This window comes from Thermomonas brevis (assembly GCF_014395425.1).
GTDB lineage: Bacteria > Pseudomonadota > Gammaproteobacteria > Xanthomonadales > Xanthomonadaceae > Thermomonas > Thermomonas brevis.
In genome coordinates, this window is sequence record NZ_CP060711.1 from 1,104,198 (window position 1) to 1,120,099 (window position 15,902).

A 15,902-nucleotide genomic window follows, 5' to 3' on the forward strand; every position below is an offset into this window, starting at 1 on the left:
CGCCGATGCTGGCAACGCTACGTTGCAGTTGCAAGCACGCCATGCCGCGCGCGCGCCGCCTAGAATCCCCGCATCCCCTTCGACGCCGAGGCGATCCGCGATGCCGACCCCATTCCCGCGCACCGACTGGTCCGCGCTGAGCAAGGCGCTGCACTGGCTGATCGCCGCGCTGATCCTGGCGATGGCGTGGATCGGCCTGACCATGGGCGACATGCCCAACGGGCCGGACAAGATCGCCACCTACGCGCTGCACAAGTCGATCGGCCTGAGCATCTTCGCGCTGGCGGCGCTGCGGCTGGGCTGGCGGCTGTATGCGGGCGCGCCGGCGCCGGTGACGGGCACGCCGCGCTGGCAGGAGCGCATCGCCAGCGCGACCCACGTGGCGCTGTACGTGTTGCTGCTGGCGCTGCCGCTGACCGGCTGGCTGCTGAACTCCGCCGCGGGCTTTCCGCTGCAATGGTTCGGGCTGTTCAACCTGCCGTCGATCGCGGCGCGCGACGAGGCGCTGCATACCTTGGCCGTGCAGACGCACGAAGCATTGTTCTGGGCGCTGGCCGTGCTGGTGGTGATGCACGCGGCGGCCGCGCTCTACCACCACCTGTTCCTGGGCGATGCCACCCTCGCCCGCATGCTGCCGCGCGGCTGGCTGCGCGCGCCCGCCAACGACACTCCGGAGACCCCCTGATGCGCAAGCTGCTGCTGCCGGCCCTGCTGACCCTGTCCACGCCCGCCCTCGCCGCCGATTACGTGCAGGCGCCCGGTTCGACGCTGGCGTTCGCCGGCAAGTACCAGGGCGAGGTGTTCGTCGGCCGCTTCCCCGACTTTTCGACCAGGCTGTCGTTCGATCCGCAGCAGCTGGACGCATCGCGCCTGGAAGTGAGCATCCCGCTGGCCACCGCCACCACCCGCAACGCGGAGTACGACGGCGAGCTGCGCGGCGCCTCGTTCTTCGATTCGGCGAAGTTCCCGCAGGCCAGCTTCGTGGCGACCAAATTCCGCACGCTGGGCGGCAACCGCTACGCTGCCGACGGCACGCTGACCCTGCGCGGCGTCGGCAAGCCGGTGACGCTGACGTTCGAATGGACGCCGGGCGCGAAGCCCGTGCTGTTCGGCCGCGCCGCGGTGCAGCGGCTGGACTTCGACGTGGGCGGCGGACAGTGGGCGGACACCAAGCTGATCCCGAACGCGATCGCGGTCAGCACGCGGGTGGTGTTCGAACCGGCGCCGTAGCTTTTTTGACGCGGATCGGAGCGGATGACACGGATCAGAAGCAATGCGGAGATGGACTTGCTCTATCCGCGCCATCCGCTCTGATCCGCGTCAAACGCTGTTTGGCCGCCTATTCCAAGCCGCAGAAGCCACGCAGGCCATCCGCGTCGAACGGCCAATCCAGATCCGCATCGCGCGCATCGTCGCGCAACACCGGCACGCGCAGGCCGTAGCGCGCTTCCAGCGCGTCGTCGTCGTCGATGAAGACGCTCTCGAACTCCGGCACGCGGGCAACCGCCAGCGCGGCCAGCGCAAGGTCGCACAGGTGGCAGTGGTCGCGCTGGTAGAGGATCAGGGCCATACGCTCGCGTCCTTCGGCGGGGCTTCGGCGTCCTAGAATAGCGTTCCCCCACCGCCCGGCAGCCTCCGCCACCATGGCCGTTTCCACCTTCGACCTCTACAAGATCGGCATCGGTCCCAGTTCCTCGCACACGGTCGGGCCGATGCGCGCCGCCGCCCGCTTCGTCAGCCACTGGCTGGTGGAGAACGGCGCGCTGGAGCGCACCGCGCGGGTACGCGCCGAGGTGTTCGGCTCGCTGGCGCTGACCGGGCGCGGCCACGGCACCGACAAAGCGGTGCTGATGGGGCTGGAAGGCCACTGGCCGAACGAGATCGACCCGGACATCATCCCCGCCGCGCTGGAGCGCATCCGCGCGGAGAAGAGGATCCTCCTCGGCGGCCTCCGCCCCATCGCCTTCGACGAGAAGCGCGACCTGGTGATGAACAAGCGGCAGAAGCTGCCCTTCCACACCAACGGCATGCGCTTCACCGCCTTCGACGCCGACGGCGGCGAGATCGCCACCCGCGATTACTACTCGGTCGGCGGCGGCTTCGTGGTCAACCAGGACGAGGCGGCGGAAGACCGCATCGTCGCCGACACCACCCCGCTGCCGCACCCGTTCTCCAGCGGCGCGGAGCTGCTGGCCGAATGCCAGCGCAGCGGCCTGACCATCGCCCAGCTGATGTTCGAGAACGAGAAGGCCTGGCGCGGCGAGGACGAGATCCGCGCCGGCCTGCGCGAGATCTGGCAGGCGATGCAGTCCTGCGTGGCGCGCGGCATCCGCGCCGGCGGCACCCTGCCCGGCGGGCTGCACGTGACGCGGCGCGCGCCGGCCCTGCACGCCGAGCTGTCGGCGCGGCCGGAGGCGGCGATGCGCGACCCGCTGACCGTGCTCGACTGGGTGAATCTCTATGCGCTGGCGGTGAACGAGGAGAACGCCGCCGGCGGCCGCGTGGTCACCGCGCCCACCAACGGCGCGGCCGGCATCCTGCCCGCCGTCGGCCACTACTACGAGCGCTTCTGCGCCAGCGAGAAGGACGCCGCCGCGCGCGAAGCCGGCATCTTCACCTTCCTGCTCACCGCCGCCGCGGTCGGCATCCTCTACAAGGAGAATGCCTCGATCAGCGGCGCCGAGGTCGGCTGCCAGGGCGAGGTCGGCGTGGCCTGCTCGATGGCCGCCGCCGGCCTGACCGCCGCGCTCGGCGGCACGCCGGGACAGGTCGAGAACGCCGCCGAGATCGGCATGGAGCACAACCTCGGCCTGACCTGCGACCCGATCGGCGGGCTGGTGCAGATCCCCTGCATCGAACGCAACGCGATGGGCTCGGTGAAGGCGATCAACGCCAGCCGCATGGCCCTGCGCGGCGATGGCCAGCACAAGGTGTCGCTGGACAAGGTCATCAAGACCATGCGCGACACCGGCCGCGACATGCAGGACAAGTACAAGGAAACCAGCCGCGGCGGGCTGGCGGTCAACGTGATCGAGTGCTGAAAACCGCGATCGCGTTCAAGTTTCCCCCCTGCGAGCCGCTACCGGTTTGGATGTAATCTGGAACCGGCCGGGAGATCCTGGGGGGAATCTCTATCGTTTGTCCATCCGCCACACGTCATGTACCCGGATTGCGTCGGGCCTGCGCGCGCCTGCTGCGATGCGGCGCGCTGCTGCTCGCGCTGACGGCGGCCCTGCCGTCGGCCGCGCTGGAGACCGACAAGCCGTTCCGCGACTACGTCATCGATACCTGGGACGTGAAGCAGGGGCTGCCGCAGATCACCGTGCCGGCGATCACCCAGGACGCCGACGGCTACCTGTGGTTCGGCACCCAGGCCGGCCTGGCCCGCTTCGACGGCGTGCGCTTCCGCCGTTACAGCCAGGAGGAAGCGCCCAACCTGGACAGCTACATCCAGGCGCTGCTGGCCGATGACCAGCGGCGGCTGTGGATCGGCACTTCGCGCGGCCTGCTGGTGATGGAGGACGGACGCTTCCACCGGATCGACCATGCCGCCGCGGGCGGCGTGGCCGACCACAACTTCCCGGTGCGCGCGCTGGCGATGTCGGCGGGGCGCGTGCTGGTGGCGGGGCCCGACGGCCTCTACACGCCCGACGGCCACAAATTGCAGCGCCTGCAGGCCCTGTCCGGCCCGGCGCTGAGCCTGCTGGTGCGCAAGGACGGCGTGTGGGTGGGCAGCATCGGCCAGGCGCTGCGGATCGACGGCGGCAAGGTCGAAGCCCTGCCGCTGCCGGCGGCAGCGGCGGGCAGCGCGGTCACCACGCTGGCGCAGCACGACGGCGAGCTTTGGGCCGGCACCAACCGCGGCCTGTATCGCCTGCACCGCGGCGCCTGGCTGCCGGTCAGCGGCAAGCTGGATTCCGCCGCGCAGACCGTGGAAGCCATGGCCGCCGACCGCGACGGCAACCTGTGGGTGGCGACCTCGCAATATCTCGAGCGGATCAACCGCAACGCGACCCAGCCGTCCGAACGCATCCAGAACGTCCCCGGCAGCATTGCCATCCGCTCCATCTACGAAGACCACGACGGCAACCTCTGGCTGGGCAGCCAGACCGAGGGCGTGGCGCGGGTCTGGAACGGCTACACCCGGCGGCTGGACGGCGCCTACGGCCTGTCCAACCTGCTGCTGTGGTCGATCGCCGCCGCGCCCGGCGGCGGCGTGTACGTGGGCAGCGGCAACGGCGTGGACCTGTGGCGCGACGGCCGCTTCCAGCGCGCGGTCGGCGGCGCGCAGCTGCCGCACCCGGAGGCCTACAGCCTGCTGGCGGAACCCGGCCGGCTCTGGATCGGCACCCGCGCCGGCGCCGCGCTGCTGCGCAACGGCAAGGTCGAGGAGCCGCCCGCGCTGGCCGCGCTGCGCAACATCCAGGTCAACGGCATCCTCCGCGACCACGCCGGCCGGCTGTGGTTCGCCACCGGCGACGGCCTGTTCCTGCTCGCCCCGGACGGCAGCCGCCTGGTCCGCTACGGCGAGGCGGAAGGGCTGGTCGACGTGCGCATCCGCATCGTCCACGAGACCCGCGACGGCCGCCTGCTGATCGGCTCCACCCGCGGCCTGTACGAATGGCGCGACGGCAGGATCGTGGCGACCGGCCACCAGACCGGCCTCGACGACGACATCGCCGTCGTCTCCTTCCTCGAACTCGCGGACGGGCGCTGGGTGGTGGGCGCCAGCAACGGCGACAACCTGCACGTCTTCGACGGCAAGCGCTGGCACGCGCTGGGCAACCGCCGCAACCTGCCCACCAACGCGCCGTTCTTCCTCGCCGAGGACGCCGGCAACCTGTGGGTGGCCGGCATGCAGGGCGTCTACCGGCTGCCGCTGGCGCAGCTCGACGCCGCGCTGAAGGACCCGCAGGCGCGGCTGAACCCGCAGCTGGTCATCAATTCCGGCTTCGACCGGCCCGGCGGCCAGCAGGACAAATGCTGCAACGGCTCGGGCAACAGCCGCGGCCTGCTGCAGGACGGGCAGCTGTGGCTGCCGACCCGCGAAGGCGCGCTGCAGGTCAAGCTGGAAGCCGCCACCGGCGGCGAGCCGAGGCAGGTGCGGATCGAACGCGTGCTGGCGCAGGGCCAGCCGCACGAACCCGGCAAGGGCGTCGCGCGGCTGCCGCTGGACGCGCGCGACCTGCGCTTCGAATTCACCGTCCCCGCCTTCCAGCCCACCCAGATGCCGCAGCTGCGCTACCACCTGGACGGCTACGACGAAGGCTGGCGCGAGCTGGACAATCCGACCCTGCGCTCGGCCAGCTACGTCAACCTGCCGCCGGGCCGCTACACCTTCGAGGTCGCCGACTTCGCCCGCCCCAACCCGCTGGCCGGCGCGGCGCGGATGCAGCTGGAGCTGCCGCCGCACCTGCACGAAACCCTTGCCTTCCGCCTGCTGGCCGGGCTGTTCGCGGTATCGCTGGTATGGCTGGGCTACCTCGGCCTGCGCCACCGCTACGCGCGCCAGCGGATGGTGCTGGAGCAGCTGGTGCAGGAGCGCACCCGCGACCTGCAGGCCGCCAACGCCCGGCTCAAGGAAATCAGCTTCACCGACCCGCTCACCTGCCTGCACAACCGCCGCTACCTGGCCCAGCAGCTCCCCATCGACCTGTCGTTCTACGAGCGCGACGCGGCCTATGTCAGCGGGCGCGACGCGGTGGTCATCGCCCTGCTCGACGTCGACCATTTCAAGGCGATCAACGACACCTGGGGCCACGCCGCCGGCGACCGCGTGCTGGAACAGCTCGGCCAGCTACTGGGCGAGTTGAAGCGCAGCGGCGACTACGTGGCGCGCTGGGGCGGCGAGGAGTTCCTGCTGGTGCTGCGCCCGCTGGCGCGCGGCAGCCTGGCGCAGATCGGCGAGCGCCTGTGCTCGCGCATCTCCGGGCACGTGTTCGACCTCGGCAACGGCGTGGAGCACCGGCTGACGGTATCGGTCGGCCTGGTCGAATGCCCGCTGTTCCCGGACCACCCGCACCTGCTCGACTGGGAGCAGCTGGTCACCCTGGCCGACCGCGCCATGTACCGGGTCAAGACCACCGGCCGCAACGGCTGGATGGCCTGCCGCCCGCGGCCGGATGCGCGCCTGCCGGCCGACCTTTCGGCGTTCCAGGGCAATCCGCGCCAGCTGCTGGACAGCGGCCTGCTGGAGCTGTTCGGCGACGGCAACCGCCAGCCGGCGGACCCGCCATCGGAGCGGACGCGCGCGGCGCCTCCGTCCCTGGGCCAGGGATGACGGCATGCGAAGCGCAGTGGCCACCGCGTTGCGTGGAGTGCTGCTGACCGGCCTGTATTTCGCCGGCGCCGTGATCGCCCTGCTGTACCTGCGCACGCCGGCCGACGTCACCCTGTTCTGGCCCGCCGCCGGCATCGGCTACGCGATGGTGCTGCGCTACGGCCTGCGCTACGCGCTCGCCATCCCCGCCGCGCAGCTGCTGCTGCACCTGCTGGTGCTGCCGGTGCCGCTGGCGTTCCTGCCGTTCTCGGTGTCCGGCAACTTCTTCGGCACCCTGGCCGCCTGCGCCTACGTGGCCAGCCGCCAGCCACGGTTGCGGCTGCGCATCAGCGACGGCTTCCTGCTGCTGCGCGGCGGCGTGCTGCTGTGCCTGGTCAGCGCTCTCACCGGCACGCTCGGGATGTACATCGCCGGCATGGCGAGCGCCGGGGAACTGCCGCGCGTCTACCTGCAATGGGCGCTCGGCGACCTGCTCGGCGTCACCGCCACCACGCCCTGCCTGCTGTTGCTGTTCGCTCGCCACATGCGGATCGCACCGCCGCTGCCGGTGGTCGCCAGCGTGCGCGAACGCGCGACGTGGATCGTGGCGATGCTGCTGGCGCTGGTCGGCGGCATGGCGATCGTCCACGACGGCAGCCTGTATCCGCTGTCGGTCGCCACCCTGCCGCTGGCGCTGCTGCTGTGGTCGGCCGCGCGCTTTCCGCCGCTGTTCACCGCGGTGGCGGCGATGGCCGTCACCGTCACGCTGGGGCTGACCGTGGGCATCGGCCTGGGCGGCTTCAACCGCCCCGAGCTGCTGAGCGACACCCTGCAGGTGATGAGCACGCTGATCGTGAATTCGCTGATCCCGATCCTGCTGGTGGCGTCCTACCACGAGCGCGCGGAGACCATGGCGGCGCTGCACGTCCGCGCCACGTTCGATCCGCTGACCGGCCTGCTCAACCGCGATGCGTTCGAGGAGCGCGCCCGCGCCCGGCTGTCCCGCAACGCCGGCCCGCAGACGCTGCTGTACGTCGACCTGGACAACTTCAAGCTGGTCAACGACGCCACCAGCCATGCCGCCGGCGACGAGATGCTGCGCCACGTGGCGGGGCTGGTGCGCGACGGTTTCGACGACGGCGCGCTGGCCGCGCACAGCGGCGGCGACGAGTTCACCATCCTCGCCCCGCAGGACGCGGAAACGGCGGCCGCGGCGGGGCGCCGCCTGCTGGAGCGGATCGAGGACATGCGGGTGGCGTGGCAGGGCGGCAACCTGCGCGCCACCGCCAGCATTGGTCTCGCCTCCAGCCAGCCGCCGCACGCGAGCTTCGACGAACTGCTGTCGAAGGTGGACACCGCCTGCCACGAGGCCAAGGATCTCGGCGGCAACCGCCTGCTGGTCGCCGGGCAGAACGCCGAAAGCCTGCGCAGCCGCAGCCGGATGATGCGCAACGCGCTGGACGCGCGCGAGGCGCTGGACCAGCGCCGCTTCGAGCTGTGGTGCCAGCCGATCGTGGACCTGCACGCGCCGGGCGCGGGACAGGCGCATTTCGAGGTGCTGCTGCGCTGGCGCGACGGCGAGGGCCGGCTGCGCCCGCCGGCGGCCCTGATCGCCGCCGCCGAACGCTACCGGCTGGGCCCGCGCCTGGACCGCTACGTGCTGGACGCGGTGCTGGACTGGTTCGAGGCGCACCCGCAGGCGGTGCCGCTGGTCGAGCAGTGCGGCATCAACCTCGGCGCGGCCACCCTGGTCGACGAGGAGTTCGCCGAGTACGTGGCCGAGCGGTTCCGCCGCAGCACCCTGCAGCCGGGGCAGCTGTGCCTGGAGATCACCGAGACCAGCGTGGTGCGCGACCTCACCCGCACCCGCCGCTTCATCGCCCGCATGCGCGACCTCGGCTGCCGCTTCGCGCTGGACGACTTCGGCACCGGCTTCTGCTCGTTCAGCTACCTGCGCGACCTGCAGGTGGACTACCTGAAGATCGACGGCAGCTTCGTCCGCAGCCTGGCCGATTCACGGCTGTCGGAAGCGGTGGTGCGTTCGATCACCGAGATCGCGCATCTGCTGGAGATGCGCGCGGTGGGCGAACAGGTCGAAACCGAGGCGCAGCTGGAGCAGTTGCAGGCGCTGCGGGTGGACTGCGCGCAGGGCTACGTGTTCCAGCGCCCGGTGCCGGTCGGCGATTTCTTCGGCATGCCGGCCTGAGCGGCGTCCGCCTGGATCGCCAGCGCGTCGTCCAGCAGCGCCGCCGCGGTGACGCCGGCGCCCGCGCCCGGCCCCTGCACGACCAGCGGCTGCTGCGGATAGCGGTCCGACCAGATCGCCACCCGGTTGTCGGTGCCGCCGCCGCCGACCAGCGGATGGTCGGCGGGCAAGGCTTCCAGCCCCACCGTGGCGCGGCCGTCCGCGTGCAGCCGCGCGACGAAGCGCAGCTTCGCGCCGTCCTTGTAGGCGGCGGCGTAGCGTTCGCGCAGCGGCGCGTCGAGCGCCGGCAGCGCGGCATCCAGCTCATCGCGCGGCAGCGCCGCCAGCGCGGGCGGCACCAGCGACTCCACCCGCACCGCATCGGCCTCCAGCGGGAAGCCCGAGGCGCGCGCCAGGATCAGCAGCTTGCGGCGCACGTCCTCGCCGGACAGGTCCTCGCGCGGGTCGGGTTCGGTATAGCCGGCGTCGCGCGCCTGCCGGACGAAGCCGGAGAACGGGCGCAGGCCGTCGTACTGGTTGAACAGCCAGGCCAGCGAGCCGGACAACACGCCGGCGATGGCGTGGATGCGGTCGCCGCCGTCCTGCAACGCGCGCAGCGAGCGCAGAATCGGCAGGCCCGCGCCGACCGTGGCGCTGTCGCCGTAGCGGGTGCCGCCGGCCCGGCGCGCGGCCTGGATGGCCTGCCAGCGCGCCAGCGACGTGCCCTGCCCCAGCTTGCAGGCGGTGACCACGTGGATGCCGCGCGCCAGCCAGTGCGCGTGGCGGTCGGCCACGTCGTCCGACGCGGTGGCGTCGAGCACGATGCGGGTGCCGCGGCCGGCCAGCGCCTCCTCCACCGCGTCCAGCGAGCTGGCCTGCGGCGAATGCTGCAGCAGCAGTTCGCCGGCGTCGCTGGGGATGCCGGCCGGATTGCCCAGCGCGAAGCGCGAATTGGCCGCGTGCACCAGCGACAGGCGTTGGCCGAGCGGCGTGCCCTGCCAGTCCGCCAGCCGCGCCCAGACCGCGCTGCCCACCGTGCCGGTGCCGAGCAGCGCCACCCGCGCCGACGACGACGCGCGCAGCGTCGCGACCCGCGCGCTCACTTCGCGTCCTGGCGTTTGCCCGGACACGCGGCCTGCGCGCGCTCCAGCGCGGCGGCGAGGTCGGCGACCAGATCGTCGGCGTGCTCGATGCCCACCGACAGCCGCAGCAACCCGTCGGAAATGCCGGCCGCAGCGCGCGCTTCCGCGCTCATCGCCGCGTGGGTCATGGTGGCCGGATGCGCGACCAGGCTTTCCACGCCGCCCAGCGATTCGGCCAGGGTGAAGTAGCGCAGTCCGTCGACGAAGGCGCGCACCGCCGCCTCGCCTCCGTCCAGCTCGACGCTCAGCATCGCGCCGAAGCCGTGCTGCTGGCGCGCCGCCAGCGCGTGGCCCGGATGCGACGTCAGCCCCGGATAATGCACCGCGCGCACCGCCGCATGGCCATCCAGCAATGCCGCCACCGCCGCCGCGTTCTCCTGGTGCACGCGCAGGCGCGCGTCCAGCGTGCGCAGGCCGCGCAGGGTGAGGAAGCTGTCGAACGGCGAGCCGGTCAGGCCCAGCGCGTTGGCCCACCACGCGAACTGCTCGTGGATCGAGGCGTGCTTCGCCACCGCCGCGCCGCCGACCACGTCGCTGTGGCCGTTGATGTACTTGGTCGTCGAATGCACCACCGCGTCCGCGCCGAAATCGGCGATCGGCCGCTGCAGCGCCGGCGACAGGAAGGTGTTGTCCACCACCGCTAGCGCGCCGGCCTTGTGCGCGGCGTCGATCACGAAGCGCAGGTCGGTGATGCGCAGCAGCGGATTGGATGGCGTCTCGATCCACACCAGCTTCGGCGCGCGCGCCAGCACCTCGGCCAGCGCGCGCGGATCGGTGAGATCGCAGGTCGCCAGTTCGAACGCGCCCTTCTTCGCCAGCGCGTTGAACAGCCGCCAGCTGCCGCCGTAGCAATCGTGCGGCACCACCAGCACGTCGCCCGGCTGCAGCAGCGCGTTCAGCACCAGCGTCACCGCGCCCATGCCGGTGGCGGTGATGACGCCGCCGGCGCCGCCTTCCAGCTCGGCCAGCGCCTCGCCCAGCAGGTCGCGGGTGGGATTGCCGCTGCGGGTGTAGTCGTAGGTGCGCTTGTCGTTGAAGCCGGCGAAGCTGAAGTTGCTCGACAGCACCAGCGGCGGGGTCACCGCGCCGAAGGCGGTGTCGCGGTCGATGCCGGCGCGCACCGCGCGGGTGGCGGCGCGGCTGTCCTGGGTGTCAGTGCTCATGCGGGGGAACTCCGGTGGATGCGTGAAAGTGGATGCGTGAAAGTGGATGCGTGGAATGAGGAATGCGGAAATCAGGCGCGGCGCGCGGCGGCGCCGAACAGCTCGCCGGCCAGCAGCGCGTCGATGCGGTCGGTTTCCTTGAGGAAAGCGTCGTGGCCGAAGGAGGAACGCAGCACGCGCAGCCGGCCGCGGCCGCCGAGCCCTTCGATCAGTTCCACCGCATCGGCCATCGGCACCAGCCGGTCGCCCTCGACCGCGATCACCGACACCGGCACGCCGACCTGCGCGGGATCGACCCGGTGCAGGTCGATGGATTCGGACAGCCGCAGCCAGGCGGTGGCGGTCACACGCGCGACGAACTTCGCGCCGGCGGCCTCCAGGTAATCCTCGGCGGCCACCCGCACCTGCCCGTTGCAGATGTCCGGCGGCGCGTCGAAGCGCTCGGCGAACTCCTCCGGCGTGCGGTAGCTCAGCATCGCGAACTGTCGCGCCAACGACAGCCCCTGCTCGTCCGCGCACTGCAGGCGGCCCAGCGCCACTGCCTTGCGTTGCAAGGCGCGCCATGCGGCGGCATAGGGATGCGGGCGATGCACGCCGCTGACCGCGACCAGCCGGCGCAGCCGCTGCGGATGCCGCACCGCCAGCTGCAGGCCGACCAGCGCACCGTAGGAATAGCCGACGTAGCCTTCCAGCGCGTCGATGCCGAGCGCGTCCAGCAGCAGGGCGACGGCGTCGGCCTGGTCGGCGGTGTCGATCGGCGCATCGATGCCGCCGTCGGCGCCGACGTAGTCGAAGGCGAGGATGCGCAGCTTCGCCGGGTCCAGCGTGCGGCCCGCGTCCAGCAGGCCTTCCGCCCAGCCGGGACAGCGATCCAGCGCGTTGGCGGCGACGTGGCGATGCGCGGAGATCCCGCCGGCCACGAACACCACCGGCGCGCCGGCCGGACCGACCAGTTCGTAGTTCAGCTTCAGCCGGCGCGCGCCGGCGTGGCGCAGGGCGAGCACCACATCGAGACTGCCGCGGTCGGCCTCGACCGCCGCCGCAGCCGCCGTGGCCGGACGCAGCGCATCCGTCGCCCGGGGGAGGGGCTGGCGAGGGGCTTCGATGCGTTCGGCAAGGTTCACGGCGGACTCCGGCGATGGACGGCCCATCGGAGTCGCGCGGGGGATGCGGGAAGAAGGCCGACGGGTCGGCGTCGCGGGCCGCGCGGGGCGGCATCGCAACCATCTTCCGGCAGACGCTCAGGTCCCCGCAGGATTTGGCACCTCGCCGACGGCTTGCGCTGTCGTCAGGTTGCCCCGGCATCAAAGGGCCTGTCCCTCCGCCGGTCTCGATGGATGGCGGCCAGTCTGGACATGCCCCGGCGGCATGTCAATCTCTTTATCCGGATTGAGCGATGTAAATAACAGTTCGTCATAAGCGGGCATTCGGCATACTTCCCCGATGCCCCGCCTGTCGCCTCTCCTGCTGCTCGCCTGTCTGTGCGCCGTCGCCGTCGCAGGCGACGGCGGGCGCGACGCGCAGGCGGAGATCGTCCGCCTGCGCATCGAACCGGCCGACGGCGAATACCTGGCCTGGGCGGACAACCTGCTGGCCGGCCCGATCGAAGTCCGACTGGACGTCGCCGGCGGCGAACCGCCGCCCAGCCAGCCGGCGCTGCCCGCGCGCGCCGGGGTGCCGGCCGGCGGCAGCGCGCTGGTGGCGCGCCTGCAGACGCCGGGCGGGCGCGAGGGCTGGATGCGGCTGCGCCTGCGCGGCGTGCCCGGCAGTTCCAACGCGCGGCCGCGCGACGTTCTCTACCTGCCGCCGCTGGCGCAGCCGGACGCGCGCATCGACCAGGGCTTCGAGGGCGAGTTCAGCCACCGGGACGCGGAAAACCGCTACGCGCTGGATTTCGCCGCTCCGGTCGGCACACCGGTGCTGGCCGCCCGCGCCGGCATCGTGATGCAGGTGCAGGACGGTTATCGCGGCCACGGGCTGGACTACGCGCACGACGGCGGGCGCGCCAACTTCATCCGCATCCTGCACGACGACGGCAGCATGGCGCTGTACGCGCATCTGGCCGAAGGCGGGATGCAGGTGCGCGCGGGAGAACGGGTGGAGGCCGGCCAGCGCATCGGCCTGTCCGGCAATACCGGCTACAGCACCGCGCCGCACCTGCACTTCGCGGTGCAGGTGAACCGGGGAATGCAGCTGCAGTCGATCCGCTTCCGCATGCGCGGGCTGGCGGAGTGACCCGCCCGCGGCGAACCGGCGGCGCTCAGGCCACCTCGTCCAGCGCCGACGGCTCCACCATCTCGCGCCACTGCGGCAGCTTGTCCAGCATGCCCACCGAGCGCAGGTAGTCCTGGTCGGGTTCGCGCTCCGCCACCAGCGCGGTGGCGACGTGCACCGCGCCGGTCACCCAGAAGCCGCCGGTGCGCATCTGCCCGGGCCGCTGCTGGTAGGCCACGGCCTCCACGATCGGCATCGGCAGGCCCCACAGGCCGAGCAGGTAGGCGCCGGCTTCGGCGTAATTCAGTCCCTCGCCGCCGTCGCCTGCCGCCACGCCCGGCAGCAGGCGCCCCACCTCGGCCAGCAGGCCGGCGGTGGCGGCCAGCTCGGCGCTGGAGCCCGGCAGCAGCTTGCGCGCCAGATTGGACGTGCGCAGGGCGCGATCCTGCACCTCTTCGCGCTGCTTGCTGCTGGCGCCCTGCCCGCCGAACGCCTCGATGGTCAGCACCAGCCGCAGCAGCGCCTGGTGGCCCAGCCGCAGCACCGCCGAGCGCATGTCGCTGATCTCGCGCCCGCCGGAGAAATACGCGGAATTGCACAGGCGCAGCACCTTGGCGGCGATCGCCGGGTCCTGCGACAGCGCCTGAGCGATGGCCTGGTTGCTGGCCTCCGGGTCGCGCAGCAGGCGGGTCAGCTGGAGATAGAGCTTCGGCGGCGGCGGCAGCGAGCTGACCCCGCCCAGCGTGCGCTTGAGCGCTTCGTTGTCGAGCAGTTCGCGCAGGTCGATGACGCTTTCCACCGCCGCCACCAGTTGGTCCGGGTCCAGCGGCCGGCCCAGCACGCGGTGCGCGCCGTCCAGCCCCTGCGCCACGTCGGCGCCGGCCTCGTCCTGCGACTGGTCCAGCAGCAGGATGCGCACCGCCTGCGGGAACAGCGCGGCCACCCGCGCCAGCAGCTCCGGCCCGCCGACCGGGCCCGGCCGCAGCCCGCAGACGAACACGTCGAACGCCGGCATGTCCGGCTCCACCGACGCGCCTTCCGGCAGCCATTCGATCGTCCAGTCCAGCCCGAAATCGGCCAGCAGCCCATCGAACTCCGCCGCCCGGCCCGCATCCTCACCGACAATGACTATGCGCACTACGACACCCTTTCAGCAGATCAGCCTTCCGGCGGCAGCAACGTCGGCGGCCCGGCGCGGGAATCCCGCACGGCACGTGCCGCCTCGCTACACCGGAACGAACGCGAAAACCGGACGTCGCCGGCCCCCTGCGGCCATGCTGCCCCCGCCGGTATAATTTCGCAATGTCAGAAGTCAGTTCCGAAGCTGCGCGCCGTCGCACTTTCGCCATCATCTCCCATCCCGACGCCGGCAAGACCACGCTCACCGAAAAGCTGCTGCTGTTCGGGGGCGCGATCCAGATGGCCGGTTCGGTCAAGGGCCGCAAGGCCGCCCGCCACGCGACGTCCGACTGGATGGCGCTGGAGAAGGAGCGCGGGATTTCCGTCACCAGCTCGGTGATGCAGTTCCCGTACGAGGGCCGCATCGTCAACCTGCTGGACACGCCCGGCCACGCCGACTTCGGCGAGGACACCTACCGCGTGCTCACCGCGGTGGACAGCGCGCTGATGGTGATCGACGTCGCCAAGGGCGTGGAGGAACGCACCATCAAACTGATGGAGGTGTGCCGCCTGCGCGACACGCCGATCATGACCTTCGTCAACAAGCTCGACCGCGAGGGCAAGGACCCCATCGAGCTGCTGGACGAGATCGAATCCGTGCTCGGCATCCAGTGCGCGCCGGTGACCTGGCCGATCGGCATGGGCCAGCGGCTGAAAGGCGTGGTGCATCTGGTCACCGGCGAAGTGCATCTGTACGAGCCCGGCCGCAACTTCACCCGCCAGGATTCCACCATCTTCCCGTCCATCGACGATCCGGGCGTGGAGGCCGCCATCGGTGCGCCGATGCTGGCCGAACTGCGCGAGCAGCTGGAACTGGTGCAGGGCGCCTCGCACCCGTTCGACCAGGACGCCTATCTGGCCGGCCAGCAGTCGCCGGTGTTCTTCGGCTCCGGCGTCAACAACTTCGGCGTGCAGCCGCTGCTGGACTTCTTCGTCGAGCACGCGCCCGCGCCCGGCACGCGCGCCACCACCACCCGCGAGGTCGCGGCGACCGAGCCGAAGCTGACCGGCTTCGTGTTCAAGATCCAGGCCAACATGGACCCGATGCACCGCGACCGCGTCGCGTTCATGCGCGTGTGCTCGGGCAAGTTCAGCGCCGGCATGAAAGCCTTCCACGTTCGCAGCGGCAAGGAAGTGAAGCTGGCGAACGCGCTGACCTTCATGGCCTCCGACCGCGAGATCGCCGAGAGCGCCTTCCCGGGCGACGTGATCGGCATCCACAACCACGGCACCATCTCCATCGGCGACACCTTCAGCGAAGGCGAGCAGCTCAGCTTCACCGGCATCCCCAGCTTCGCGCCGGAACTGTTCCGCCGCGCGCGCCTGCGCGACCCGCTCAAGCTCAAGCAGTTGCAGAAGGGTCTGGCGCAATTGTCGGAAGAAGGCGCGACCCAGTTCTTCAAGCCGCTGATGAGCAACGACCTGATCCTCGGCGCGGTCGGCGTGCTGCAGTTCGACGTGGCCGCGTATCGCCTGAAGGACGAGTACGGCGTGGAAGCCGCGTTCGAGCAGGTGGGCGTGGCGACCGCGCGCTGGATCCGCTGCAACGATGCGAAGAAGCTGGAGGAGTTCCGCGAGAAGAACGCGATGAACCTCGCCATCGACGCCGCCGGCGAGCTGGTCTATCTCGCGCCCAGCCGGGTCAACCTGCAACTGGCGCAGGAGCGGGCGCCGGCGGTGGAGTTCCTGGCGACGCGGGAACACGCGTACGCGCAGGCGGAGTGACGCACGCGGCGCGGCGTCCGTTGCGCCGTCAGGCT

At 71.5% G+C, this 15,902-nt stretch carries 11 protein-coding genes, 1 pseudogene and 1 riboswitch; of the genes and pseudogenes, 7 read left to right on the forward strand and 5 right to left on the reverse strand.

The window, feature by feature from the left end; all coding sequences use genetic code 11:
- Window positions 1–100 precede the first annotated feature (100 nt).
- Window positions 101–685: a cytochrome b gene (locus H9L17_RS05215; protein ID WP_187571284.1), complete on the forward strand. Its 585-nt coding sequence runs from the start codon at window positions 101–103 to the stop codon at window positions 683–685.
- Complete coding sequence (locus H9L17_RS05220) at window positions 685–1,230, forward strand: YceI family protein (protein ID WP_187571285.1); 546 nt, start codon at window positions 685–687, stop codon at window positions 1,228–1,230. Before H9L17_RS05215 ends, H9L17_RS05220 begins: the two co-directional genes overlap by 1 nt.
- A 109-nt stretch (window positions 1,231–1,339) precedes the next feature.
- Here H9L17_RS05220 and H9L17_RS05225 read toward each other — a convergent pair whose 3' ends face one another.
- A complete protein-coding gene (locus tag H9L17_RS05225; RefSeq protein ID WP_187571286.1) occupies window positions 1,340–1,570 on the reverse strand; it encodes a glutaredoxin family protein in 231 nt (76 codons plus the stop codon).
- A 73-nt stretch (window positions 1,571–1,643) separates the two neighbouring features.
- On the opposite strand from H9L17_RS05225, the gene H9L17_RS05230 reads away from it, so the two are divergent.
- From H9L17_RS05230 to H9L17_RS05240, 3 genes are all read left to right on the forward strand, one after another.
- A complete protein-coding gene (locus tag H9L17_RS05230) occupies window positions 1,644–3,041 on the forward strand; it encodes an L-serine ammonia-lyase (protein ID WP_187571287.1) in 1,398 nt (465 codons plus the stop codon).
- 128 nt (window positions 3,042–3,169) lie between these two features.
- Entirely contained in the window at window positions 3,170–6,280 is a 3,111-nt protein-coding gene (locus H9L17_RS05235) for a ligand-binding sensor domain-containing diguanylate cyclase (protein ID WP_187571288.1), read from the forward strand.
- Window positions 6,281–6,284: 4 nt separating this feature from the next.
- Window positions 6,285–8,465, forward strand: coding sequence for a putative bifunctional diguanylate cyclase/phosphodiesterase (locus tag H9L17_RS05240; protein ID WP_187571289.1), 2,181 nt, complete (start codon window positions 6,285–6,287; stop codon window positions 8,463–8,465).
- Window positions 8,466–8,473: 8 nt separating this feature from the next.
- Here the strand turns inward: H9L17_RS05240 and H9L17_RS05245 are convergent.
- From H9L17_RS05245 to metX, 3 genes and pseudogenes are all read right to left on the reverse strand, one after another.
- Window positions 8,474–9,547, reverse strand: a pseudogene (locus H9L17_RS05245) (homoserine dehydrogenase family protein); the annotation flags it as partial.
- Complete coding sequence (locus tag H9L17_RS05250; protein ID WP_187571291.1) at window positions 9,544–10,749, reverse strand: O-succinylhomoserine (thiol)-lyase; 1,206 nt, start codon at window positions 10,747–10,749, stop codon at window positions 9,544–9,546. The gene H9L17_RS05250 and the pseudogene H9L17_RS05245, both read right to left, overlap by 4 nt.
- 71 nt (window positions 10,750–10,820) lie before the next feature.
- The gene (gene metX / locus H9L17_RS05255; RefSeq protein WP_246455168.1) at window positions 10,821–11,873 is read right to left on the reverse strand and encodes a homoserine O-succinyltransferase MetX; all 1,053 of its coding nucleotides are present in this window, start codon (window positions 11,871–11,873) and stop codon (window positions 10,821–10,823) included.
- Between the two features lie 96 nt (window positions 11,874–11,969).
- Window positions 11,970–12,089: riboswitch (SAM riboswitch) on the reverse strand.
- Window positions 12,090–12,192: 103 nt separating this feature from the next.
- On the opposite strand from metX, the gene H9L17_RS05260 reads away from it, so the two are divergent.
- Window positions 12,193–12,984: a M23 family metallopeptidase gene (locus H9L17_RS05260; RefSeq protein WP_187571293.1), complete on the forward strand. Its 792-nt coding sequence runs from the start codon at window positions 12,193–12,195 to the stop codon at window positions 12,982–12,984.
- 25 nt (window positions 12,985–13,009) lie between these two features.
- On the opposite strand, the gene H9L17_RS05265 is transcribed toward H9L17_RS05260, so the two are convergent.
- Window positions 13,010–14,101, reverse strand: a complete 1,092-nt coding sequence (locus H9L17_RS05265; protein WP_187571294.1) for an HDOD domain-containing protein — start codon at window positions 14,099–14,101, stop codon at window positions 13,010–13,012.
- Between the two features lie 164 nt (window positions 14,102–14,265).
- On the opposite strand from H9L17_RS05265, the gene H9L17_RS05270 reads away from it, so the two are divergent.
- On the forward strand, window positions 14,266–15,867 hold the full coding sequence (locus H9L17_RS05270; protein ID WP_187571295.1) for a peptide chain release factor 3: 1,602 nt from the start codon (window positions 14,266–14,268) through the stop codon (window positions 15,865–15,867).
- Window positions 15,868–15,902 lie beyond the last annotated feature (35 nt).

Bases quoted from the DNA above. Each gene is read 5' to 3' on its own strand.
- H9L17_RS05225 (WP_187571286.1), bottom strand. From the start codon at position 1,570: ATGGCCCTGATCCTCTACCAGCGCGACCACTGCCACCTGTGCGACCTT.
- H9L17_RS05215 (WP_187571284.1), top strand. From the start codon at position 101: ATGCCGACCCCATTCCCGCGCACCGACTGGTCCGCGCTGAGCAAGGCG.
- H9L17_RS05240 (WP_187571289.1), top strand. From the start codon at position 6,285: ATGCGAAGCGCAGTGGCCACCGCGTTGCGTGGAGTGCTGCTGACCGGC.
- H9L17_RS05250 (WP_187571291.1), bottom strand. From the start codon at position 10,749: ATGAGCACTGACACCCAGGACAGCCGCGCCGCCACCCGCGCGGTGCGC.
- H9L17_RS05230 (WP_187571287.1), top strand. From the start codon at position 1,644: ATGGCCGTTTCCACCTTCGACCTCTACAAGATCGGCATCGGTCCCAGT.
- H9L17_RS05270 (WP_187571295.1), top strand. From the start codon at position 14,266: ATGTCAGAAGTCAGTTCCGAAGCTGCGCGCCGTCGCACTTTCGCCATC.
- H9L17_RS05260 (WP_187571293.1), top strand. From the start codon at position 12,193: ATGCCCCGCCTGTCGCCTCTCCTGCTGCTCGCCTGTCTGTGCGCCGTC.
- H9L17_RS05220 (WP_187571285.1), top strand. From the start codon at position 685: ATGCGCAAGCTGCTGCTGCCGGCCCTGCTGACCCTGTCCACGCCCGCC.